This is a genomic window from Enterobacter sp. I4 (assembly GCF_022669095.1).
In the GTDB taxonomy this organism is placed as follows: domain Bacteria; phylum Pseudomonadota; class Gammaproteobacteria; order Enterobacterales; family Enterobacteriaceae; genus Enterobacter; species Enterobacter pasteurii.
In genome coordinates, this window is the sequence record NZ_JALBUO010000001.1 from 1743813 (window position 1) to 1765594 (window position 21782).

Below are 21782 nucleotides of genomic sequence, written 5' to 3' on the forward strand. Positions count from 1 at the left end.
TGAAAGTTATAATAACTCATGAACGGATTCATCTTGAGCATGAGCGCATTTAATGCTTATTTTAATAGGCTATGCGGTAAATATGTAAGATAACTAAGTGATTGAATAATGAACAAAACAGAATTCTACGCGGATCTGAATCGCGATTTTAAGGCATTAATGGCGGGGGAAACCAGTTTCTTAGCCACTCTGGCAAATACCAGCGCGTTACTGTTCGAACGCCTTTCAGACGTGAACTGGGCGGGCTTTTACCTGCTTGAAGGTGAAACGCTGGTGCTTGGGCCTTTCCAGGGCAAGCTTGCCTGCGTGCGCATTCCGGTAGGGCGTGGCGTATGCGGTACCGCGGTGGCAACCCGTCAGGTTCAGCGCGTTGAAGATGTCCACGCGTTTGATGGGCACATCGCCTGCGATGCCTCCAGCAATTCAGAGATCGTTCTGCCGCTGGTGGTCAAAAATCAGATTATTGGCGTTCTGGATATCGACAGTACGGTCTTCAGCCGCTTCACTGCCGAGGACGAACAGGGGCTGCGCGAGCTGGTGGCGAACCTGGAAAATGTTCTGGCAGCAACCGATTATCATAAATTCTTTGCGAGCGTCGCAGGATAATCAACGGATAACGTAGCATTTACTGATAGCGTCATTATAATGTCGCCTGTTCATGCCTGCGCTTGTTGGCAACGTCCGTTGTAATCAGGAAATTTCATGGAAAATCAACCTAAGTTGAATAGCAGTAAAGAAGTTATCGCATTTCTGGCCGAGCGTTTCCCGCAGTGCTTCAGCGCTGAAGGTGAAGCGCGTCCTCTGAAAGTCGGTATCTTTCAGGATCTGGTCGCGCGCGTTGAGGGCGAAATGAACCTCAGCAAAACGCAGCTTCGTTCTGCCTTACGCCTTTATACCTCAAGCTGGCGTTACCTGTACGGTATCAAGCCGGGCGCGACCCGTGTCGACCTTGACGGCAACCCGTGCGGTGAGCTGGATGAGCAGCACGTAGAGCACGCACGCAAGCAGCTTGAAGAAGCCAAAGCTCGCGTGCAGGCACAGCGTGCGGAGCAGCAGGCGAAAAAACGCGAAGCCGCAGCGGCAAACGGTCAGGAAGACGCCCCTCGTCGCGAGCGCAAACCACGCCCGGCACCGCGTCGTTCTGAAAATAACGATCGCAAACCGCGTGCTGACAAACCAGCAGCTAAAGCCCCACGTGCGCCGCGCGAAGAGCCACGCCACACCCCGGTTTCTGACATTAACGCGCTGAGCGTGGGTCAGGCGCTGAAGGTGAAAGCGGGTAACAACGCGATGGACGCCACCGTACTGGAAATCACCAAAGATGGCGTTCGTGTACAGCTGACTTCTGGTATGTCAATGATTGTACGCGCAGAACACTTGTTGTTCTGAAACGGAGGCCGAGCCTGGCATGAACACTTTTTTTAAGCTCACCGCGCTGGCTGGCCTGTTTGCTATAACAGGCCACGCTTTCGCTGTGGACGATATTACGCGTGTTGATCAAATTCCTGTTCTCAAGGAAGAGACCCAGCACGCGACGGTGAGTGAGCGCGTGACGTCGCGCTTTACTCGTTCGCACTATCGTCAGTTCGATCTCGATCAGGCCTTCTCGGCCAAAATCTTTGACCGTTATCTGAACTTGCTGGATTACAGCCACAACGTACTGCTGGCCAGCGATGTCGAACAGTTCGCTAAACGTAAATCCGAAGTGGGTGATGAGCTGCGCTCCGGAAAGCTGGATCTGTTCTACGATCTGTACAATTTATCGCAAAAGCGCCGTTTTGAACGTTATCAATACGCGCTTAAGGTGCTGGAACGTCCGATGGACTTTACCGGCAACGACACCTTTAATCTGGACCGCAGCAAAGCGCCATGGCCGAAAGACGAGGCCGAACTGAACGCGCTGTGGGACGCAAAGGTTAAGTACGACGAATTGAGCCTCAAGCTCACGGGTAAAGACGAGAAAGAGATTCGTGAGACGCTAAACCGTCGCTACAAATTTGCCATCCGTCGCCTGGCGCAGACCAACAGTGAGGATGTCTTCTCGCTGGCGATGACCGCGTTTGCCCATGAAATTGACCCGCACACTAATTACCTCTCTCCGCGTAACACCGAACAGTTCAATACCGAAATGAGCCTGTCTCTGGAAGGTATTGGTGCGGTGCTCCAGATGGACGATGACTACACGGTAATCAACTCCATGGTGGCCGGCGGTCCTGCATCCAAAAGCAAAGCGATCAGCGTTGGGGACCGCATTGTGGGCGTCGGTCAGAGCGGCCAGAGCATGGTAGACGTGATCGGCTGGCGACTCGACGACGTGGTTGCGCTGATTAAAGGGCCAAAGGGCAGCAAAGTTCGCCTTGAAATTCTCCCTGCCGGTAAGGGGACCAAGACCCGAATCATTACCCTGACCCGCGAGCGTATCCGCCTGGAAGATCGCGCGGTGAAAATGTCGGTGAAAACCGTCGGTAAAGAGAAGGTTGGCGTTCTTGATATCCCTGGCTTCTACGTTGGCCTGACCGACGATGTGAAGGTGCAGTTGCAGAAGCTCGAGAAGCAAAACGTCAGCAGCGTGATCATCGATCTGCGCAGCAACGGCGGCGGCGCCCTGACCGAAGCGGTCTCGCTGTCCGGTCTGTTTATCCCGTCCGGCCCGGTGGTGCAGGTGCGTGATAACAACGGTAAAGTGCGTGAAGATGCCGACACCGACGGCGTGGTCTACTACAAAGGCCCGCTGGTGGTACTGGTCGACCGCTTCAGCGCGTCTGCATCCGAAATCTTTGCTGCTGCGATGCAGGACTATGGCCGTGCGCTGATCGTCGGTGAACCGACGTTTGGTAAAGGCACCGTTCAGCAGTACCGCTCTCTGAACCGTATCTACGACCAGATGCTGCGCCCGGAATGGCCTGCGCTGGGTTCCGTACAGTACACCATTCAGAAATTCTACCGCGTGAACGGCGGGAGTACGCAGCGTAAGGGCGTTACGCCGGATATCCTGATGCCGACAGGTACCGAAGAGACGGAAACGGGCGAGAAGTTTGAAGATAATGCGCTGCCGTGGGACAGCATTGATGCCGCGACATTCGTGAAGTCGGGTGATATGAAACAGTTCGGACCGGAACTGTTGAAAAATCATAACGACCGCATCGTGAAAGATCCGGAATTCCAGTACATCATGAAGGACATCGCGCGTTTCAATGCCCTGAAAGCGAAACGGAACATTGTCTCTCTTAACTACGCTCAGCGTGAGAAAGAGAACAACGAAGATGATGCAACGCGTCTGGCGCGTATTAACGATCGCTTCAAACGTGAAGGCAAGCCGCTGCTCAAGAAGCTGGACGATCTGCCTAAAGATTACCAGGAGCCGGATCCGTACCTCGACGAGACGGTGCATATCGCGCTCGACCTGGCGAATCTGGAAAAAGAGAAGCCTGCCGTGCAACCCGCTCCGGCAAAATAATCTCCCAACAGGCACAAGCGATTGTGCCTGTTTCTTTTTGTTCCGCACTCTCCCGTCAAGCAGATTTCCAATTGTGTAAAGTTGTGTCTTTCTGGTGACTTACGCCGCCTGGATGCTTGAAAATAGCCGGAATACCCATACGATGTGGGTAATCGCATAGTGCGTTTTGTTAAACTGAGGTTAAAAGAATATTATGATGCGAATCGCGCTCTTCCTGCTCACCAACCTGGCGGTAATGGTGGTTTTCGGGCTGGTGCTAAGCCTGACGGGAATTCAGTCGAGCAGCGTTCAGGGTCTGTTGATTATGGCGCTGCTGTTTGGTTTTGGTGGCTCCTTCATTTCACTGCTGATGTCGAAGTGGATGGCGCTGAAATCCGTGGGCGGTGAAGTTATTGAGCAGCCGCGTAACGATATGGAACAGTGGCTGATGAGCACGGTTGCTCAGCAGTCAAAGCAGGCGGGCATTGCCATGCCGCAGGTGGCCATTTACCACGCGCCGGATATCAACGCCTTCGCCACCGGCGCGCGTCGTGACGCCTCTCTGGTGGCCGTCAGTACCGGTCTGCTGCAAAACATGAGCCGTGACGAAGCGGAAGCGGTTATTGCCCACGAGATCAGCCACATTGCCAACGGTGATATGGTTACCATGACCCTGATCCAGGGCGTGGTGAACACCTTCGTTATCTTCATCTCCCGTATTCTGGCGCAGATCGCCGCCGGGTTCATGGGGGGCAACCGTGACGAGGGTGAAGAGAGCAACGGTAACCCGCTGATCTATTTTGCGGTTTCAATGGTGCTGGAGCTGGTGTTTGGCATTCTGGCAAGCATCATTACCATGTGGTTCTCCCGCCACCGCGAGTTCCATGCGGATGCCGGCTCAGCGAAGCTGGTAGGTCGTGAGAAGATGATTGCCGCGCTGCAGCGTCTGAAAACCAGCTACGAGCCGCAGGAAGCGAACAGCATGATGGCTTTCTGCATCAACGGCAAATCGAAGTCGCTGAGTGAGCTGTTTATGTCTCACCCGCCGCTGGATAAACGCATTGAAGCGCTGCGCAGCGGTGAATACCTGAAGTAACGCTCTCGGGTTGGAAAAAGCCGGGCAGGAGACTCTCCGCCCGGTTTTTTTATGCCTGTACCCGTGGCTGGGTGACGCGAAGCCCGCTGACGATAGCCGCGAGGGTTGCCAGCGCTCCGGCGGTAAGCAGCGCAACGTGGGTCGCGTGTTGCCCGGCAAGATTGAACATCAGCGCCACCAGGGCGGCCCCGGTGCTTTGTCCCAGCAGCCGCGCCGTTCCCAGCATCCCGCTGGCGCCACCGCTGCGCTGCGGAGGAGCGGAGGTGATAATGGTGTGGTTGTTGGGTGACTGGAACAGACCAAAACCTGCACCGCACAGGATCATGCGCCAGATAATATCCAGATCGCCCGGCGACGAGGGCAGCAGCGCCAATGAGAACAGCCCTATTGCCATCACGACCAGCCCGATAGCCCCCAGCAGCCCGGCATGCACGCGCTCGATAAGGTATCCGGCCAGCGGGGCCATCACCATCGTTGCCAGAGGCCAGGGCGTGAGCAACAGGCCCGTTTCCACCTCCGAACGGCCAATTACGCTCTGCAGGAAGAACGGCAGGGCAACCAGCGCCAGCATCTGGGCGCAGAACGAGCAGATCGAGGTGCAAATCGAGAGTGAAAACAGCGGAATGCGCAGCAAGTCTACCGGTAATAACGGCACCGGCAGCGCCAGCTGGCGACGAACGAAGAAAAAGCCGACGGTGAGCATAGCCACAGCTTCTGCGGCGATTAGCGTCAGCGACTGCCCCTGCGCAAAGCCGCTCAGGGCAGTAATAAGCAGGCCAAACGTCAGCGCGTTCATCACTGCGCTGGGCAGGTCGAAACGCGGCACGGTGCTTTTCGGGCCATTCTCCGGGAGATAACGCAGCGCGAAGAAGATGGCCACAATGCCCAGCGGCACGTTGATGGCAAACAGCCACTGCCACGACGCGACGGAGAGAATCGCGGCGGCAATCGTCGGCCCGGCGGCAGACGACACCGCAACAATAAACGAGTTAATCCCCATGCCGCGCCCAAGGTGGCGATGGGGATAGATGAGCCGTATCAGGGCCGTGTTGACGCTCATCAGCGCCGCGCCGCCGAACCCCTGGGCGATACGCGCTATCGTCAGGGTATGCAGTGAATCGGACAGGGCGCAGAAGAGCGAGGTGAGCGTAAACACCACCAGCCCGCACTGGTAAACCCGGCGATAGCCAAACATATCGCCCAGGAACGAGAGTGACAGGAGTGAAATCACAATCGCTATCTGGTACGCGTTCACAATCCAGATTGAGCTTGCCGGAGACGCGTTAAGGTCGCTGGCTATTGTGGGGAGGGCAACGTTGGCAATAGCGCCGTCAAGGACGGCCATCGAAATACCGATGATAATAGTGGCAATTGCGCCGTACCGCTGGGGTAAGGGCAGGCCATCAGAAAGGTGTTTTTGCATGGAAAAAAATGGCTCAGGGTGAAATTATTTTCAGGGTAACTATTTTAGCATCGTTATTTCAGTTTTATGTCGCAGATTTGTAACGAAGTAAACCCAGATTGATTGCAGCACGCACCGCACGAATTTATAATAAAAACCGGTTCTGATTTTTATAAAACACTCTCCATGAGGTGATAAATGGCAATCGCAGATTTGGATAAGCAGCCAGATTCTGTTTCTTCCGTGCTGAAGGTGTTTGGCATCTTGCAGGCGCTCGGAGAAGAGCGTGAAATTGGTATTACAGAGTTATCGCAGCGTGTGATGATGTCGAAAAGCACCGTTTATCGCTTTTTGCAGACAATGAAATCATTGGGTTATGTCGCACAGGAAGGTGAATCAGAAAAATATTCTCTGACGCTGAAGCTGTTTGAGCTGGGCGCCCGCGCGCTGCAAAACGTGGATCTGATCCGCAGCGCGGACATTCAGATGCGCGAGCTTTCGCGCCTGACGAAAGAGACGATTCACCTCGGCGCGCTGGATGAAGACAGCATCGTTTACATCCACAAAATTGACTCCATGTACAACCTGCGCATGTACTCCCGTATCGGTCGCCGCAACCCGCTGTACAGTACCGCAATTGGTAAAGTGCTGCTGGCCTGGCGCGATCGCGAAGAGGTGAAGCAGATCCTCGACGGCGTGGAATACAAACGCAGCACTGACCGCACCATCACCAGTACCGATGAACTGCTGGCCGTGCTGGATAAGGTCCGTGAACAGGGTTACGGGGAAGATAACGAAGAGCAGGAAGAGGGGCTGCGCTGCATCGGCGTGCCGGTGTTCGACCGCTTCGGGGTTGTGATTGCGGGCCTGAGCATTTCGTTCCCTACGCTGCGATTCTCTGAAGAGCGTCTCCATGAGTATGTGGCGATTCTGCACACCGCCGCGCGCAAAATTTCAGAGCAGATGGGCTATAACGACTACCCGTTCTGATCCTTGCACCCATTAAAAACGCCGCATTACTGCGGCGTTTTTGTAAACTGCATTTAACCAGGCTTAGCCGTTATCAACCACTACAGACGTTTTACGCAGCACCGGGCAGTTGGTCAGCCCGATAATCCCGCTGTCTGAATGAATGTACTGGGCCGTGCTCACGCCCTGCGCGGTCAGATACTTGCACTGGATACCCAGGCCCGCGGCATTTTCTTTGCTCCCCATTAATACGCCATACCCACTTAACAGAAGGCCAATCCACACGATGGCCAGTACAATAACCGTACGAATAATTAAACGCATTAATGCCTCTTTTTTCTTTGTTGTCATAGGGTAAGCGTACCGGGTTTACGCAGTGAAACAAGTGCACGATTCCTAAAAGGGTCTGTTGCGGGTACAGTTAGCCCCTGTTTAAGATAGCCGTGATAACCTGGCTACATCAGGTGATAAAACGGAGTGTGGAGTGAAAAAAATACGCTGGGTAATTCTGATTATAGTGTTGGTGGCATGCGTAGTGCTGTGGACGCAGACTATCAACGTGATGTGCGATCAGGATGTACAGTTCTTTAGCGGCATTTGTTCAATTAATCAGTTTATCCCCTGGTAGATCGTCATTTTTTCGCTGGGTGATTTCCTTCCCCTGCGGCAGTGGTAAAATGGCTTTTTTTACTGAGGTGGTAAGATGGGTGAGTTACTGAATGCGGGGCTGCTGAGCATTGCATCCCTGGTGATGGCTTTGGTTGTGCTGGTTGTTGGGCTGGTATTGTGGTTCTACGTTAACCGTGCCAGTTTCCGTACAAACGAGCAGATTGAGCTGCTGGAAGCGTTACTCGATCAGCAGAAGCGCCAGAATGCGCTGCTGCGTCGTTTGTGTGAAGCCAACGAACCGGAGGCGAAAGACGTGCCGAAGGAAGCCGCGGTTCAGCAAAAAGAGGATGAAGACTTCATTCGTCTGGTGGCCGAACGATAGTCTGCCCCGAACGGGGAGGTGGCCCGAGCGTACGGCGTAAATCTCCTCCCTGAACAACAAACGCCTGTAAAATCCCCTCCTAATATTAAGCAACAGTTAACTATTGATTCAGTGCGCTGAAAAATGGCGAAGAATTATCCGCATATAACTGGTGCCGTTTCGTTGAATAAAGAATGTACTTTAAATTTCCAGAAGTGTTTTATTTTAATCGAAACGTTTTGCTTGCCTTCTTTTGAGGCACGTTCATAAAAATTTCATTATTTTGGTGCATAACAACGACTGTTAAATGGTGAATTTTAATACAGTTAGTGAAAGGTATTTAACATTGAATATTGCGTGTCACAGTTTTGGTGCATTGCAAAGATTTCAGCATAACTTTTCACAAAATGTTCTAACTCAGTCATTCTTTTAAAGAAATGTTTAGCGGAATATGGACGACCTGAAATAGTTGAGCTATGTTTAAAAAGTCTTTGATTACAGGGCGCGTCAGTGCACCCCGAGGGCAGGTAAAACGGCTGGTGCTTTACTTTGCAATACGCATAACTGTGCGGAGTGTGGCGAAGTAACGCCAGAGTTTGTGCGGCGGATCGAGACACGTTTAAAAATGGCTTGCCATATTAAACGTTGTATGTGATAACACGGTTTGGGTCAAACGAGGTACAGTTCTGTTTATGTGTGGCATTTTCAGTAAAGAAGTCCTGAGTAAACACGTTGTCGTTGAATACCGCTTCTCTGCCGAACCTTATATTAGTGCCTCATGCAGTAATGTCTCAGTTTTATCTCAGTTATGCCTGCGGGCTAAGAAAACACTCTAAGGAATTTTGCAAATGGCAAAGATTAAAGGTCAAGTTAAGTGGTTCAACGAGTCTAAAGGTTTTGGCTTCATTACTCCTGCTGACGGCAGCAAAGACGTGTTCGTACACTTCTCTGCAATCCAGGGTAACGGCTTCAAAACTCTGGCTGAAGGCCAGAACGTTGAGTTCGAAATTCAGGACGGCCAGAAAGGCCCAGCTGCGGTTAACGTAACTGCTATCTGATCGAATCACTGCTGACTGAAGCGCCAGGCGCTTCGATCTCAGACATAAGCCTCGCCGATGCGGGGCTTTTTTATGCGTTTATTTCTCAAATTATTACGTAATCCTTCCCTGTTAGTAACTTGTTGCAAAGCTGCGAGGTTATTAGCATTGTTTTCCCGCCTTATCGTCCTCTTTTCCCGTTAAATCAGTGCGTTGTTTAACAGCCCTGGGGTTAAGGTGAAAAAAAATACTATAACGGCCACCGGAAATTTTACGCCGGCGCGTTTTGCTCTTCTGTGTCTCGCTATCTTTTGCAGCCTGGCCTTTCTGCTGGGCAGGGTGGCGTGGTTACAAATCGTCAAACCGGACAATCTGGTGAAGCAGGAAGATATGCGCTCCCTGCGCGAAGTGCCAATCGACGCCCCGCGGGGAATGATCGTTGACCGTGAAGGACGCCCGCTGGCGGTAAGCGTACCTGTCCAGGCCGTCTGGGCCGATCCGAAAACCGTACTGGAAAAAGGTGGAGTGGGTTTTGATTCGCGCTGGCAGGCGCTGGCAAACGCCTTGCACCTCTCCCTGAGCACGCTTGCGTCGCGCATCAACGGCAATCCGCATGGCCGATTTATTTATCTCGCCCGTCAGGTCGATCCCGCCCAGGCTAAGTGGATCGATAAGCTGCGCCTTCCGGGTATCAACCTTCGGGATGAATCCCGGAGGTTTTATCCTGCCGGGCACGTGGCCGCTAACCTTATCGGCTTTACGAACATTGACGGTCAGGGCATTGAAGGCGTTGAGAAAAGCTTTAATGCGCAGCTCACCGGAAAGGCTGGCGTGCGGCAGGTGAGGAAAGATCGCTACGGTCACGTGGTGGAGAACCTCACCGAGGTGGCGCCCGTACCGGCGCATAATATCCAGCTCAGTATCGATGAACGCCTGCAAACCATCACGGAGGACGCGCTGGATAACGCCGTGGCGTGGAACAAAGCCGAGTCAGGCGCGTCGGTGCTGATCGATATCCATACGGGTGAAATTCTGGCGATGGCGAGCTTCCCGGACTTCAACCCCAACAACAGGGAAGGAGCGACGCTGGATGATTTTCGCAATCGCGCTATCAGCGACACCTTCGAACCCGGCTCAACCGTCAAGCCCCTGGTGCTGATGACGGCGCTTCAGCAGGGGCTGGTTCAGCCTGACAGCGTGATAGATACCCATCCCTACACCATTGACGGTCACCGTATTCGCGATGTGGGCTACTACCCGGAGCTGACGATGACCGGGATCCTGCAAAAATCCAGCGACACGGGCGTGTCCCGTCTTTCTCTGGCAATGCCCGTACAGCGGCTGCTTGATACCTACAAAAGCTTTGGTTTTGGTGAGAGTACCGGGCTTGGCTTAACCGGGGAGAGTTCGGGCTTACTGCCGCAGCGAAAATTCTGGAGTCAGCTCGATCGGGCGACCTTCGCGTTCGGTTATGGTCTGATGGTAACGCCACTCCAGCTGGCGCACGTGTATGCCACCATCGGCAGCTACGGGATTGAACGTCCTCTGTCGATCACCCGTATCGATCCGCCGGTAATTGGCAAACGGGTGATGCCCGAACAGATTGTTCACGAGGTGGAGCACATGATGGAGAGCGTCGCGCTCCCCGGCGGCGGTGGGGTAAAGGCGGCGGTGCGTAACTACCGCGTGGCGATAAAAACCGGGACGGCCAAAAAAATCGATGAGCACGGTAAGTACGTGGATAAATACGTCGCGTATACCGCAGGCGTTGCGCCCGCGAGCGATCCCCGCTTTGCGCTGGTGGTGGTGATCAACGATCCGCAAAACGGCGCCTATTATGGGGGAGCCGTTTCCGCGCCGGTGTTCAGCGAAATTATGGGGAACGTCCTGCGCCTGGAAAACGTGAAGCCCGACGGGCTGCCGGAAGATTCTGACCATCTGATCGTGATGCGCAACCCAGCCGTTTATAACCCCGGCGAATAGCGGTACACTTCGCCTTTTGGTTTACGTCCCCGGAGTTGTCATGTCTTTCAGTTGTCCCCTTTGTCACGCGCGGCTGACGCGCTCGGAGAAAAGCTTTACCTGTCCGCAGGGCCATCAGTTTGACATGGCGAAGGAGGGCTATGTGAACCTGCTGCCGGTGCAGCACAAGCGCTCCCGGGATCCGGGAGACAGCGCAGAGATGATGCAGGCGCGCCGGGCGTTTCTTGATGCCGGGCATTACCAGCCGCTCAGGGACACCGTTGCACACCGGCTGGCTGAAAGCCTGACGGATGCCGCCTCCGCCGTGCTGGATATCGGCTGCGGCGAAGGCTACTACACCGCAGCGTTTGCTGACGTGGCGCGAGAGAAGGGCGCTGAAACGTTCGGCCTGGACGTGTCGAAGGTGGCTATCCGCGCGGCGGCAAAACGCTACTGCGCCGTGACGTTTTGCGTCGCCTCGAGCCACAGGCTGCCGTTTGAGGATGCGAGTATGGATGCCGTAGTGCGCATCTATGCGCCCTGTAAGGCAGAGGAGCTGGCGCGCGTGGTTAAGCCCGGCGGGTGGGTTATCACCGTCACGCCCGGGCCACGCCATCTGATGGAGCTGAAGGGGCTAATCTACGATGACGTGCGCCTGCATGCGCCTCACTCTGAACAGCTGGCGGGCTTTACGTTAACGCAGGCGCAGTCGGTGGGGTATGAAATGACGCTGCAGGGAAGTGAAGCCGTGGCGCTGCTGCAAATGACGCCGTTCGCGTGGCGGGCAAAACCAGAGGTGTGGGAAACGTTAGCGACCTGCGCAGAATTTCGCTGCCAGACGGATTTCAGCATCCACTGCTGGCAGCGCGACGCTTAACCCGCGAAGTGTGCCCAGAGGATTTGGGCACCAATCCCGATCAGCACGATACCGCCCAGAATTTCCGCTCGCTTGCCTAACAGCGGGCCGATAAACCGGCCAACCATCATTCCCAGCGTCGACATGATAAGCGTCGCGCAGCCAATCGCCAGCGCGGTGGCGATAATATTGACCTGAAGGAAGGCCAGACCAACGCCGACGGCCATCGCGTCCAGGCTGGTGGCAATCGCTGTGGTGACCAGGAGCCAGAAGCCGTGGCGTTGCAGCGGCGCTTCCTCGTCGTCGCCGTTACCGCGAGCACCTTCAATCACCATGCGTCCACCGAGGAAGACCAGCAGCACGAAGGCAATCCAGTGGTTCCACTCCAGCACGAACTGGCTGGCGAGCATTCCCAGACCCCAACCGATAAGCGGCGTCAGCGTTTCGATAGCGCCAAAGATGAGGCCGGTACGCAGAGCTTCAGAAAATTTAGGTTTATGGAGCGTGGCACCTTTACCGATGGAGGCGGCAAACGCGTCCATGGACATGCCAAAAGCGAGAAGGATCGTAGCGGAGATATTCATCAGAGCGTCCAGACCGGGGATATCCATATGACACATCACTGCCCCCAGTAAACAGCAGTTGATGTATCTATGGTCTCGCCTGATCCTCTTGGCACGATAACGTGCTGAAAGCGATCCGTACGCGCCACGTTTTTCAACGAGTATGTTGACACGTACATTTCCTGCATGCAGGAAATCGGCTACTCCCCAACGACGGGCGCAACCTTAACATATTTTGAGAATATAAAACAACAATGAAGAAGGCGTAATTTAGCTTATTGTTTGATAACGATTTTCATTTAGGTTTATGCGTGAAAATATCGTTAATAAATATAAGTTATTACGCAAGCAAGATATAGCAACGGCTATACTGAGTGCGAAACAATATCGCGTTATATAGCCGGTGCTATAATATTAAGCTATTGAGTTTTAAGAAGAAGTTTGTAGATCTTTTCAAGGTCATCAATATTTTTGACCCGAATAAGCAGGCGGCGCTGTTCTAATTGCATGACGAGCACGCCGTCTTCGGATAAATTCATCTCTTTAATACGGTTATATTCTATCCACACATTGGCGAAGAAAAATCCGTGTTTTTTAAAGATGAGTTTTGGCGAACGGATCCAGAACAGGTAAATCGCCATCAGGGCCAGCGCACATAATAACCATGTGGTTAATATTGCACCATGGCTGGTCACGTTATTGTAAATCAGGATGACGACCAGGCCGGCGAAGATAAACGCATCAATGCGTCCACGGCGTAAGAGAGGAAGGGTCAGCAGCGTCTCGCCGTGGCGGCGAGGCATAATGAACTCGTCATAGATCGCGTAAGCCAGAAGGGCAACAATAAACAAAACCAGTACGGTGTCCGTGAAAGTCATTCATCCTCCAGATAAAAAGACCGGGGGCAAGCCCCCGGTCGATAACGCAGTTTATTACAGACCCAGCAGGCCGACGGCGTAGCCCGCGATACCGATGACGAAGAAGCCAACGATGATCCACAGCGGGTTCACTTTCTTACGCAGCAGCCACATACAGGCGAAGGTCAACAGCAGCGGCACCAGGCCCGGCATCAGCTGGTCCAGAATGGTCTGCACGGTGGTGACGCGCGTCTGGCCATCCTGACCGGTGATGGTCGATACCACCAGCGGGATGTTCACGTGTGTCCACTTGTTAACCAGCGCCCCCATCACAAACAGGCCGAGGATTGACGCCCCCTCGGTCAGTTTTTGCAGGAAGCCGCCGCCCATATCCTTAACAATATCCACCCCTTTGCGATAACCGTACGCCACGCCGTAGTAACGGGTCAGCAGACGCACCGCGTTGAACAGGATGAAGAACAGCAGCGGACCAAGCAGGCTGCCGCTCATGGCGATCCCGGCACCCAGAGCCGCAAAGACGGGACGCACGGTACCCCAGAAGATCGGGTCGCCCACGCCTGCCAGCGGCCCCATCAGACCGACTTTGATACCGTTGATGGCACCGTCGTCAATCTCTGCGCCGTTCGCACGCTGCTCTTCCATCGCCAGCGTCACGCCGAGAACCGGCGCGGCGACGTACGGATGGGTGTTGAAAAATTCCAGGTGACGCTTAATCGCCTGGCGACGTGCTTCGTTGTTTTCCGGATACAGGCGCTTGATGGCCGGCACCATGGAGAAGCAGAAGCCGAGCGCCTGCATACGTTCGAAGTTCCACGAACCCTGGAACAGGTTAGAACGGATGAACACGCCACGAATATCACCCGGAGTGAGTTTTTTCTCAGTGGTAGTTTTAGTCATATCAACCATGTCGCTCACCTGTTAGTCCAGTTCGTTATCGAGATCGTTGTTACCAGCAGCCTGCGCCGGAGCACCCGCCACGCGGTTATATTTCGGGCTGAGCTGAATGTAGAGAATCGCCATCACTGCACCAATCACGCCCAGCGCAACCAGGTTGAAGTTGGTGAATGCCGCGGTAACGAAGCCGAGGTAGAAGAATGGCATCAGATAGCCTGCGCGCATCATGTTGATGACCATCGCATAACCAACCACCACGATCATACCCCCGGCGATGTTCAGACCGCTGGTGACCACTTCAGGAATAGCGTTCAGCATGCCCTGAACTTCGCTGGTACCGACGGAGATCGCCACGATAACCGCAGGGATCGCGATACGCATCGCCTGCAGGAACAGGGATGAAACGTGGATCCAGGAGAGCGCCGTAAGGTTGCCGTTTTCGGCTGCCTTATCCGCCGCGTGCTGGAAGGCAACGGTGATAGTACGAACGATGATGGTCAGCACCTGGCCCGCAGCGGCCAGCGGGATGGCCAGTGCGATACCGGCACCGATACTCTGATGACCGGCGATAACCAGAACGGTTGAAATGATGGACGCCAGCGCCGCATCCGGCGCCACTGCCGCACCGATGTTCATCCAGCCGAGGGCGATCATTTCCAGGGTACCACCGATGATGATACCGGTTTTCATGTCCCCGAGAACGGCGCCAATCAACGTACAGGCCACCAGAGGGCGGTGGAACTGAAATTCATCAAGTACGGACTCCATACCCGCAATACATGCGACGATGAACACCAGCACAATCTGAAGAGTGGTAATCTCCATTGTACTTCTCCTATTACATAAGCTTTATGTGAAAACCGGCCCGGGCTTATTTCCCCACTTTGCCGATCAAATCCATCATTTTCAGTTTCGGATCCGTGGAAACCTTGCGGGCTTCCAGTTCGATACCGCGTGCATTCAGCTTGTTGAAGGCCTCGATATCTTTCGCATCGACTGAAATCGCGTTGTTGACCTGCGTTTTGCCCTGACGGAATGCCATGCCGCCAATGTTAACGGAGGTGATTTTCACGCCGCCTTCAACGAGGCGCTCGACGTCTGTCGGGTTGGTGAACAGAAGCATCACGCGCTCGCCCGCGTATTTCGGGTTGTTATAAACGCGGATCATTTTGGCGACATCCACAACGTGCGCGGTGACGCCCGGCGGTGCAACCTGGGTAAGAAGGGTTTTACGGACGGTGTCGGCGGCCACTTCGTCGCTGACCACGATAATACGCTGTACGTTGGTCTCTTTCGTCCAGCGCGTCGCCACCTGCCCGTGGATCAGACGGTCATCGATACGCGCGAGGCCGATAACCATATAATCGTTCGGGCCCATTGGCTTCGCCGGGACTGCCGCTTTCGGTGCCGCGGGAGCAGGGGCGGGTTTTTCAACCGGCTGGGCCTTCAGCGCCTTCACGCCTTCGCGGCCGGTTTCCACCGCCAGCGCCACCAGTTCATCGAAGCCTGGGTTGTCGTCGCGCGCCATGAAGGTTTCCACCAGCATCGGGATATTCACCCCGGCGACGACTTCATAATGCTCTTTATCGACGACAATGCGGCTGGCAGCGTTGAACGGGCTGCCGCCCCATGTATCCACGAGAAACAGCACGCCTTTGCTGGTATCCAGTTTCTCCAGCTGAGCAGTGTACTTTTCAATCAGCGTCTCGGCGTTTTCACCGGGAACGAAATCGATCCAGCCGACGTTTTCCTGCTCGCCCAACAGCATCTCTGCCGTTTTGAGTAACTGCTCCGCAGCCCAACCATGTGTGCCTATGACAATAGCAATGGTCACTTGCTACCTCCTTTTATTATCATTGATACGTCTGCCAGGCAGGCGTATTGAGAATCGTATTGGCGAACCGAATCGATTCAGATAAGGGTTAGAGTTCTAAAAACTAAGACTTCCGCGAATTATTTTAGATAGTGAAAAAATAATTTATGTGATGAAGATCCGTAATTTAGCTACGCCTTACAGATTTTTCTGTAAGGTAAACCGCGTGTGTTACAGAAGATTGCAAAGGAACGTAAATCTTTGCTAAAAACCACTTGTCTCTGATATGTTTAGCCTCCGTTTAATAATTCAGGAGTATAGGGCTACAGCCCACTATATGGACCGTCACCGACGTCAGTCATCTATCAGGCCACCCCGCGCCTTCTTCAACGGCGATCTTCGCCACGCACCATCGCTCATTCCCTGTGATCTGCCCAACCGTACCGGGGCACCGCTTTGTCATTTCTTTAGCAGGAGCGTCTCATGGAATTCTTAATGGACCCGTCAATCTGGGTCGGCTTACTTACGCTGGTCGTGCTGGAGATCGTTCTCGGTATCGACAACCTGGTATTTATCGCCATCCTCGCGGACAAGCTGCCGCCGAAACAGCGTGATAAAGCGCGTCTGATCGGCCTCTCGCTGGCGCTGATCATGCGACTGGGCTTACTGTCCGTGATCTCGTGGATGGTCACCCTGACGAAGCCCCTGTTCACCGTTATGGATTTCACCTTCTCCGGACGCGATTTGATCATGCTGGTGGGGGGGCTTTTCCTGCTGTTCAAAGCCACAACAGAGCTACATGAACGGCTGGAGAACCGGCAGCACGACGGTGGGCACGGGAAAGGCTACGCCAGCTTTTGGGTGGTCGTGCTTCAGATTGTGGTGCTTGATGCGGTCTTCTCGCTGGATGCGGTGATTACGGCGGTGGGCATGGTGAACCATCTGCCGGTGATGATGGCGGCCGTTGTGATTGCGATGGCGGTAATGCTGCTGGCCTCGAAGCCGCTGACGCGCTTCGTCAACCAGCATCCGACGGTAGTGGTGCTGTGTCTGAGCTTCCTGCTGATGATTGGTCTGAGCCTGGTGGCGGAAGGCTTTGGCTTCCATATTCCGAAAGGCTACCTGTACGCCGCGATTGGCTTCTCGATCCTGATCGAGCTGTTTAACCAGATTGCACGCCGTAACTTTATTAAGCAGCAATCGAATCAGCCGCTGCGCGCCCGTACCGCAGATGCGATCCTGCGTCTGATGGGCGGTCGCCGTCAGGTGAACGTGCAGTCTGATTCCGAAAACCGTAATCCGGTGCCGGTTCCGGAAGGGGCGTTCGTGGAAGAAGAACGTTACATGATTAACGGCGTGCTCTCCCTGGCCTCCCGCTCCCTGCGCGGCATCATGACGCCGCGCGGTGAAATCAGCTGGGTCGATGCCAACCTGAGCGTCGATGAAATTCGTCAGCAGCTGCTCTCCTCACCGCACAGCCTGTTCCCGGTTTGCCGGGGCGAGCTGGATGAAATCATCGGTGTGGTGCGCGCGAAGGAGATGCTGGTGGCGCTGGAAGAGGGCATCAACGTCGAAGCTGTCGCCGCCGCGTCGCCCGCTATTGTGGTGCCGGAGACGCTGGATCCGATTAACCTGCTGGGCGTGCTGCGCCGCGCGCGCGGAAGCTTTGTTATCGTCACCAACGAATTTGGTGTGGTACAGGGTCTGGTGACGCCGCTGGACGTACTGGAAGCCATCGCCGGGGAATTCCCCGATGCGGATGAAACGCCGGAAATCGTTGCCGACGGTGACGGCTGGCTGGTAAAAGGGACCACCGACCTGCACGCGCTGTCGCACACGCTGGGCGTGGAAAACGTGGTGAATGATGACGAAGACATCGCTACCGTGGCGGGGCTGGTTATTGCGGTTAACGGACAGATCCCGCGCGTCGGTGACGTGCTTGAACTGCCGCCGCTGCAAATTACCATCGTTGAGGCCAACGACTATCGCGTGGATATGGTGCGTATTGTTAAAGAGCAGTCAGCCCACGACGAAGAAGAGTAACGCCATCTAGCGTAACGGCATTAAGGGCACGATGTGTCCGTTGTGATGCGCTGGCGGAGGGGAACTCTCCGCCAGCCATTTCGGAAACTCCCGCAGCGGCATAGGCCGCGCATACAAAAATCCCTGCAGAATATGCACGCCGTGACGGCGCAAATAGCGCGACTGCTCCCCGGTTTCAACCCCTTCCGCAACCAGTTCAATGTTCAGCCGCTGGCCCAGGGCAATAATAATATCCGTTACCGTTGAGTTTACGGCGTCGGTGCCGATCGCGGCGGTGAAGGACTTATCGATTTTCAGCACGTCCGGATGAAGCTTTTCGAGCCAGGAAAGGGAACTGTTGCCGGTACCAAAATCATCAATCGCAAGCTTCACCCCTTTACGGTGCAGCTCGCGCACGATGCGGTAATCCACGTCGAGCAGCGCATCGCGTTCGGTTAACTCAATAATCAGCTGTTGAACCGGGCTGGCGTTAAACCAGATCCGGTTGAGATCACGGATCAGCGCGGCGCGGCGAAAATGGCTGGCGGCCACGTTGATGCCAATATGAAAATCCCGTGAGGCGGGAAAATAGCCAATCTGACGCACCGTTTCGCTGATGACGTAGCGGGTAAGCGGCACAATCAGATTATGTTCTTCGGCCAGGGGTATAAACACGTCGGGAGAGATCGACCCCTGGCGCGGGTTATTCCAGCGCAGGAGGATCTCAACGCCGACGCACTCCCCGGTGCGGGCATTGACCAGCGGCTGGCAAAAGAGGTCAAACTCCCGGGCGGCGATCCCCATGTTGATTTCCCAGGTAAAGCTCATGCGCCGCGCCGTGGCAAGCCACGCGATATAGCCCATCAGCAAGCTGAGCATCAGCGCCAGCGGCAGCTGGGTTGGCAGGTTTTTTAACGCCATCTCGCCGGGGCCTGGCCCGCTCACGGTAACGCTGAACGGATAACGATGCGAGGGCTGTTCCAGCCGGGGCGCGTTTTCATCCAGGGCCAGGGTATCCGAAACCTGCTGCCCGTAGCGGAGAAAATTATCGCCTACCTTGAGGACAACGTCGGTAATAAGCGGCCGCTGCGGCTCGAGGATCATTTTGGTAATAAGATCGATATTCACCACCTCCATTACCCCGTCCGTGCCCTGGCCCGCCACGGGGGACCACTGGATAAGCACCGGGCTGCCTTTTAAAAGCCACCGGTCGGTCAGTAACAGCAGCTTTGGTTCACTGGACGGCAGTATCGGCTGAAATTCGCTGACGGGAACGTTACGAATGCCAAACACGCTTGAGCAATACAGCGTTCCGTCTTTTATGAGGGCGATCGAGCGTACGGTTTGCAGAATCGCAGCCTGCTTTCGCAGGACCAGATTTACCTCAGAACAGGGTTCGCCAACCAGCGAGAGGAGCGTTTCACGGTGGGTTTCCAGGGACATAAGCACCTTGTCCAGCGCGCGCACGGTGCTGTGGGTAAAGTCGAGGATCCGATCCTGATTTATGTTGCGCTGTGAAATAAAGCGCACGCCCAGGGTCAGGACGAGCGTAACGAGCGCAACCGTGACGCAGACGATAGCGCGCTTTCGGCGATAGTCTTTAATGATCGTTTGTGCATTTTGCATGAACGGTCGCCTGATAAGCACCAGTCAAAAAAGCCGGACGCAACAGAGACAGTGTAGTGGGGAATACGGGAAGCGACGAGACGAGAAGGGAAAATTCGCCCATCCGTTGCAGACGGGCGAGGGGAAGTATTAGTCGCACTGCACCTTAATGGCCAGGCCGCCGCGAGAGGTCTCGCGGTACTTCGCGTTCATGTCCTTGCCGGTTTCGTACATGGTTTCGATAACCTTATCCAGCGACACGCGCGGCTCGCTGGTACGGCGCATCGCCATGCGCGAGGCGTTGATGGCCTTAACGGAGGCGATGGCGTTACGCTCAATGCACGGCACCTGTACCTGACCGGCAACCGGATCGCAGGTCAGACCGAGGTTATGCTCCATACCGATTTCGGCCGCCACGCAAACCTGCTCTGGGCTTGCACCCAGCAGCTCCGCCAGACCGGCTGCCGCCATGGAGCAGGCAACGCCCACCTCACCCTGACAGCCTACCTCAGCGCCGGAGATAGACGCGTTCATCTTGTACAGCGCGCCGATGGCGCCTGCCGCGAGGAAATAACGGATATAAATGTCCGGCGTCACGGGCTCAATAAAGTGATCGTAGTAGGCCAGCACGGCCGGAACGATACCGCACGCGCCGTTGGTTGGCGCCGTCACGACGCGACCACCCGCGGCGTTCTCTTCGTTAACCGCCAGCGCGAACATGTTTACCCAGTCAACCACGTTCATCGGGTCGTTGGAGAACTTGTCCGTGGTCACCAGCATACGGCGCAGCGCAGAGGCACGACGCGGCACGCGCAGTGGCCCGGGCAGAACGCCTTCGGTGTTCATCCCGCGGTCAATACAGGCGCGCATGGTTTGCCACACGTTGGCAAAATAGTCTTTGATCTCTTTTTTGCTGTGCAGCGCCAGCTCGTTCTGCATCACCATACCGGACAGGGACAGGCCGGTCTCTTTGCAGTAGCCCAGCATTTCGGTAGCGGATTTGAACGGATAGGGGACGTTGACGTCGCCCGCGCTCTCTTTACCAAAATGCTCTTCATCAACGATGAAGCCGCCGCCGATGGAGTAATAGGTTTTGCTGTAGATCTCTTTTTCGCCGCTCCAGGCATGAATGGTCATGCCGTTTTCATGCAGCGGCAGGTTGTCGCTGCGAAAACGCATCCCGTCATCCTGCGGGAAATCCACTTCGTGCTGGCCGTTAGCCAGCAGCAGGCGACCGCGCGTTTCCACGTCGCGGATGAATGCCGGAATGGCATCAATATCAACAGTGTCCGGCATGTTGCCCGCCAGACCCATAATAATGGCGATATCGGTGTGGTGGCCTTTACCCGTTAATGACAGTGAACCGTAAACGTCTACGGCGACACGGGTAACGCTTTCCAGTAATCCTTTTTCGACCAGATCATCGACGAACTGTTTACCGGCCTTCATCGGCCCTACAGTGTGGGAAGAGGACGGGCCAATCCCCACTTTGAACATGTCGAATATACTAATCACTTTCACACTCCTGACAGGGTTACTGGGGTTCCAGTAACGATGTTATAACTGCGCATAGTGTAAGAGGGAACATCAACCTCGGCTTAACTATTCACATGAATTAAACTAATGGTTAACGATGGTTTTGCTAATAGCGCGACGCCGATCGCAAACCTGCCAGAAAAGGGTGGAATGTAAAGTATAGTCAAGGCTTCAGGCCGATTTGCAGGGCCAGTTCACGAATAATGCCTGCCGTCATGCCCCAGACAAAATAATGCTGGTACCACGACAGCCAGACCCGATGATCGTGTCCGCGACGGTGAATATCCAGCGGGTGATAGCGGCTCAATCGAAGGGCCTCTTCCAGCGGCATTTCGAACACAGCAGACACTTCATCGACGCTGGCGTGATACTGAAGATTGGGGGGGATAATGCCGACGACCGGGGTGACCTGAAAACCGGTTACGCTGTCGACCGGCGGCAGCACCCCGATGACCTCGACGGCCTCAGGCGGGATGGCCACTTCTTCGTGCGCCTCACGCAGTGCGGCAGCAATCAGCGAAGCGTCGGTGCTGTCCACCGCGCCGCCGGGAAAGGCAACCTGGCCGGCGTGTTTTCGCATATGGGGGGAGCGCTGCGTCAGCAGCAGGCCCGGCTGCTCCCGACGCACCACGGGGATCAGCACCGCCGCCTGACGTTGATTCAGCGTGGCGCGGTTAATCTGGGGCCGCAAAAGCTGAAAGCGCGATAAAAAATCATCCAGCGTCAGGTTCTCTTTCTCCACC

The 21782-nt window shown here is 54.9% G+C and carries 22 protein-coding genes; 12 read left to right on the forward strand and 10 right to left on the reverse strand.

Annotation, left to right across the window (positions count from 1 at the left end; genetic code table 11):
• Positions 1 to 108 precede the first annotated feature (108 nt).
• From MOQ06_RS08290 to htpX, 4 genes are all read left to right on the forward strand, one after another.
• Positions 109 to 606, forward strand: coding sequence for a GAF domain-containing protein (locus MOQ06_RS08290; protein ID WP_148418052.1), 498 nt, complete (start codon positions 109 to 111; stop codon positions 604 to 606).
• 96 nt (positions 607 to 702) lie between these two features.
• A complete protein-coding gene (proQ, locus tag MOQ06_RS08295; RefSeq protein WP_176610053.1) occupies positions 703 to 1389 on the forward strand; it encodes an RNA chaperone ProQ in 687 nt (228 codons plus the stop codon).
• A 19-nt stretch (positions 1390 to 1408) separates the two neighbouring features.
• Positions 1409 to 3457 carry a carboxy terminal-processing peptidase gene (gene prc / locus MOQ06_RS08300; protein WP_148418050.1) on the forward strand — a complete coding sequence of 683 codons (2049 nt, stop codon included), beginning with the start codon at positions 1409 to 1411 and terminating at the stop codon, positions 3455 to 3457.
• A gap of 193 nt (positions 3458 to 3650) precedes the next feature.
• A complete protein-coding gene (gene htpX, locus MOQ06_RS08305) occupies positions 3651 to 4532 on the forward strand; it encodes a protease HtpX (RefSeq protein ID WP_003859899.1) in 882 nt (293 codons plus the stop codon).
• 49 nt (positions 4533 to 4581) lie between these two features.
• On the opposite strand, the gene MOQ06_RS08310 is transcribed toward htpX, so the two are convergent.
• A complete protein-coding gene (locus tag MOQ06_RS08310; RefSeq protein WP_242172328.1) occupies positions 4582 to 5955 on the reverse strand; it encodes an MFS transporter in 1374 nt (457 codons plus the stop codon).
• A 177-nt stretch (positions 5956 to 6132) separates the two neighbouring features.
• Here MOQ06_RS08310 and kdgR point away from each other — a divergent pair, with 177 nt between their 5' ends.
• On the forward strand, positions 6133 to 6924 hold the full coding sequence (kdgR, locus tag MOQ06_RS08315; protein ID WP_148418048.1) for a DNA-binding transcriptional regulator KdgR: 792 nt from the start codon (positions 6133 to 6135) through the stop codon (positions 6922 to 6924).
• A 63-nt stretch (positions 6925 to 6987) separates the two neighbouring features.
• On the opposite strand, the gene MOQ06_RS08320 is transcribed toward kdgR, so the two are convergent.
• A complete protein-coding gene (locus tag MOQ06_RS08320) occupies positions 6988 to 7227 on the reverse strand; it encodes a YobH family protein (RefSeq protein WP_148418047.1) in 240 nt (79 codons plus the stop codon).
• A 160-nt stretch (positions 7228 to 7387) separates the two neighbouring features.
• Between MOQ06_RS08320 and mgrB the strand changes: the two genes are divergently transcribed.
• The 6 genes from mgrB to rlmA all read left to right on the forward strand — a co-directional run bounded on the left by mgrB (position 7388) and on the right by rlmA (position 11749).
• Positions 7388 to 7531, forward strand: coding sequence for a PhoP/PhoQ regulator MgrB (gene mgrB / locus MOQ06_RS08325; RefSeq protein WP_148418046.1), 144 nt, complete (start codon positions 7388 to 7390; stop codon positions 7529 to 7531).
• 75 nt (positions 7532 to 7606) lie between these two features.
• On the forward strand, positions 7607 to 7894 hold the full coding sequence (locus MOQ06_RS08330) for a YebO family protein (RefSeq protein ID WP_242172329.1): 288 nt from the start codon (positions 7607 to 7609) through the stop codon (positions 7892 to 7894).
• A 671-nt stretch (positions 7895 to 8565) separates the two neighbouring features.
• Positions 8566 to 8709, forward strand: coding sequence for a DUF2627 domain-containing protein (locus MOQ06_RS08335; RefSeq protein WP_148418044.1), 144 nt, complete (start codon positions 8566 to 8568; stop codon positions 8707 to 8709).
• A gap of 12 nt (positions 8710 to 8721) precedes the next feature.
• Complete coding sequence (gene cspE / locus MOQ06_RS08340; protein WP_001062678.1) at positions 8722 to 8931, forward strand: transcription antiterminator/RNA stability regulator CspE; 210 nt, start codon at positions 8722 to 8724, stop codon at positions 8929 to 8931.
• A gap of 216 nt (positions 8932 to 9147) precedes the next feature.
• Positions 9148 to 10893 (forward strand): peptidoglycan glycosyltransferase FtsI, encoded by a 1746-nt coding sequence (ftsI, locus tag MOQ06_RS08345; protein ID WP_242172330.1) that lies wholly within the window; start codon positions 9148 to 9150, stop codon positions 10891 to 10893.
• Positions 10894 to 10933: 40 nt separating this feature from the next.
• A complete protein-coding gene (gene rlmA, locus MOQ06_RS08350; protein WP_242172331.1) occupies positions 10934 to 11749 on the forward strand; it encodes a 23S rRNA (guanine(745)-N(1))-methyltransferase in 816 nt (271 codons plus the stop codon).
• On the opposite strand, the gene mntP is transcribed toward rlmA, so the two are convergent.
• The 5 genes from mntP to manX form a co-directional block, all read right to left on the reverse strand.
• Positions 11746 to 12312, reverse strand: a complete 567-nt coding sequence (mntP, locus tag MOQ06_RS08355; protein WP_148418041.1) for a manganese efflux pump MntP — start codon at positions 12310 to 12312, stop codon at positions 11746 to 11748. The genes rlmA and mntP overlap by 4 nt on opposite strands.
• A gap of 398 nt (positions 12313 to 12710) precedes the next feature.
• On the reverse strand, positions 12711 to 13169 hold the full coding sequence (locus MOQ06_RS08360) for a DUF986 family protein (protein WP_242172332.1): 459 nt from the start codon (positions 13167 to 13169) through the stop codon (positions 12711 to 12713).
• Positions 13170 to 13223: 54 nt separating this feature from the next.
• Positions 13224 to 14075 (reverse strand): PTS mannose transporter subunit IID, encoded by an 852-nt coding sequence (locus tag MOQ06_RS08365; protein WP_006810994.1) that lies wholly within the window; start codon positions 14073 to 14075, stop codon positions 13224 to 13226.
• Positions 14076 to 14087: 12 nt separating this feature from the next.
• Complete coding sequence (gene manY / locus MOQ06_RS08370) at positions 14088 to 14888, reverse strand: PTS mannose transporter subunit IIC (protein ID WP_003859914.1); 801 nt, start codon at positions 14886 to 14888, stop codon at positions 14088 to 14090.
• Between the two features lie 46 nt (positions 14889 to 14934).
• Positions 14935 to 15897, reverse strand: coding sequence for a PTS mannose transporter subunit IIAB (gene manX, locus MOQ06_RS08375; RefSeq protein WP_242172333.1), 963 nt, complete (start codon positions 15895 to 15897; stop codon positions 14935 to 14937).
• Between the two features lie 462 nt (positions 15898 to 16359).
• Here manX and yoaE point away from each other — a divergent pair, with 462 nt between their 5' ends.
• Positions 16360 to 17919, forward strand: coding sequence for a CNNM family cation transport protein YoaE (gene yoaE / locus MOQ06_RS08380; protein ID WP_148418038.1), 1560 nt, complete (start codon positions 16360 to 16362; stop codon positions 17917 to 17919).
• Between the two features lie 6 nt (positions 17920 to 17925).
• Here yoaE and MOQ06_RS08385 read toward each other — a convergent pair whose 3' ends face one another.
• The 3 genes from MOQ06_RS08385 to MOQ06_RS08395 form a co-directional block, all read right to left on the reverse strand.
• A complete protein-coding gene (locus MOQ06_RS08385) occupies positions 17926 to 19524 on the reverse strand; it encodes a cyclic diguanylate phosphodiesterase (RefSeq protein WP_242172334.1) in 1599 nt (532 codons plus the stop codon).
• Between the two features lie 129 nt (positions 19525 to 19653).
• On the reverse strand, positions 19654 to 21018 hold the full coding sequence (sdaA, locus tag MOQ06_RS08390; protein ID WP_242172336.1) for an L-serine ammonia-lyase: 1365 nt from the start codon (positions 21016 to 21018) through the stop codon (positions 19654 to 19656).
• Positions 21019 to 21202: 184 nt separating this feature from the next.
• On the reverse strand, positions 21203 to 21781 hold the full coding sequence (locus tag MOQ06_RS08395) for a CoA pyrophosphatase (protein WP_148418036.1): 579 nt from the start codon (positions 21779 to 21781) through the stop codon (positions 21203 to 21205).
• Position 21782: the final 1 nt, after the last annotated feature.

Bases quoted from the DNA above. Each gene is read 5' to 3' on its own strand.
- htpX (WP_003859899.1), top strand. From the start codon at position 3,651: ATGATGCGAATCGCGCTCTTCCTGCTCACCAACCTGGCGGTAATGGTG.
- MOQ06_RS08385 (WP_242172334.1), bottom strand. From the start codon at position 19,524: ATGCAAAATGCACAAACGATCATTAAAGACTATCGCCGAAAGCGCGCT.
- proQ (WP_176610053.1), top strand. From the start codon at position 703: ATGGAAAATCAACCTAAGTTGAATAGCAGTAAAGAAGTTATCGCATTT.
- manY (WP_003859914.1), bottom strand. From the start codon at position 14,888: ATGGAGATTACCACTCTTCAGATTGTGCTGGTGTTCATCGTCGCATGT.
- mntP (WP_148418041.1), bottom strand. From the start codon at position 12,312: ATGAATATCTCCGCTACGATCCTTCTCGCTTTTGGCATGTCCATGGAC.
- yoaE (WP_148418038.1), top strand. From the start codon at position 16,360: ATGGAATTCTTAATGGACCCGTCAATCTGGGTCGGCTTACTTACGCTG.
- MOQ06_RS08330 (WP_242172329.1), top strand. From the start codon at position 7,607: ATGGGTGAGTTACTGAATGCGGGGCTGCTGAGCATTGCATCCCTGGTG.
- MOQ06_RS08335 (WP_148418044.1), top strand. From the start codon at position 8,566: ATGTGTGGCATTTTCAGTAAAGAAGTCCTGAGTAAACACGTTGTCGTT.
- kdgR (WP_148418048.1), top strand. From the start codon at position 6,133: ATGGCAATCGCAGATTTGGATAAGCAGCCAGATTCTGTTTCTTCCGTG.
- prc (WP_148418050.1), top strand. From the start codon at position 1,409: ATGAACACTTTTTTTAAGCTCACCGCGCTGGCTGGCCTGTTTGCTATA.
- MOQ06_RS08360 (WP_242172332.1), bottom strand. From the start codon at position 13,169: ATGACTTTCACGGACACCGTACTGGTTTTGTTTATTGTTGCCCTTCTG.
- MOQ06_RS08365 (WP_006810994.1), bottom strand. From the start codon at position 14,075: ATGGTTGATATGACTAAAACTACCACTGAGAAAAAACTCACTCCGGGT.
- MOQ06_RS08320 (WP_148418047.1), bottom strand. From the start codon at position 7,227: ATGCGTTTAATTATTCGTACGGTTATTGTACTGGCCATCGTGTGGATT.
- MOQ06_RS08310 (WP_242172328.1), bottom strand. From the start codon at position 5,955: ATGCAAAAACACCTTTCTGATGGCCTGCCCTTACCCCAGCGGTACGGC.
- rlmA (WP_242172331.1), top strand. From the start codon at position 10,934: ATGTCTTTCAGTTGTCCCCTTTGTCACGCGCGGCTGACGCGCTCGGAG.
- cspE (WP_001062678.1), top strand. From the start codon at position 8,722: ATGGCAAAGATTAAAGGTCAAGTTAAGTGGTTCAACGAGTCTAAAGGT.
- MOQ06_RS08290 (WP_148418052.1), top strand. From the start codon at position 109: ATGAACAAAACAGAATTCTACGCGGATCTGAATCGCGATTTTAAGGCA.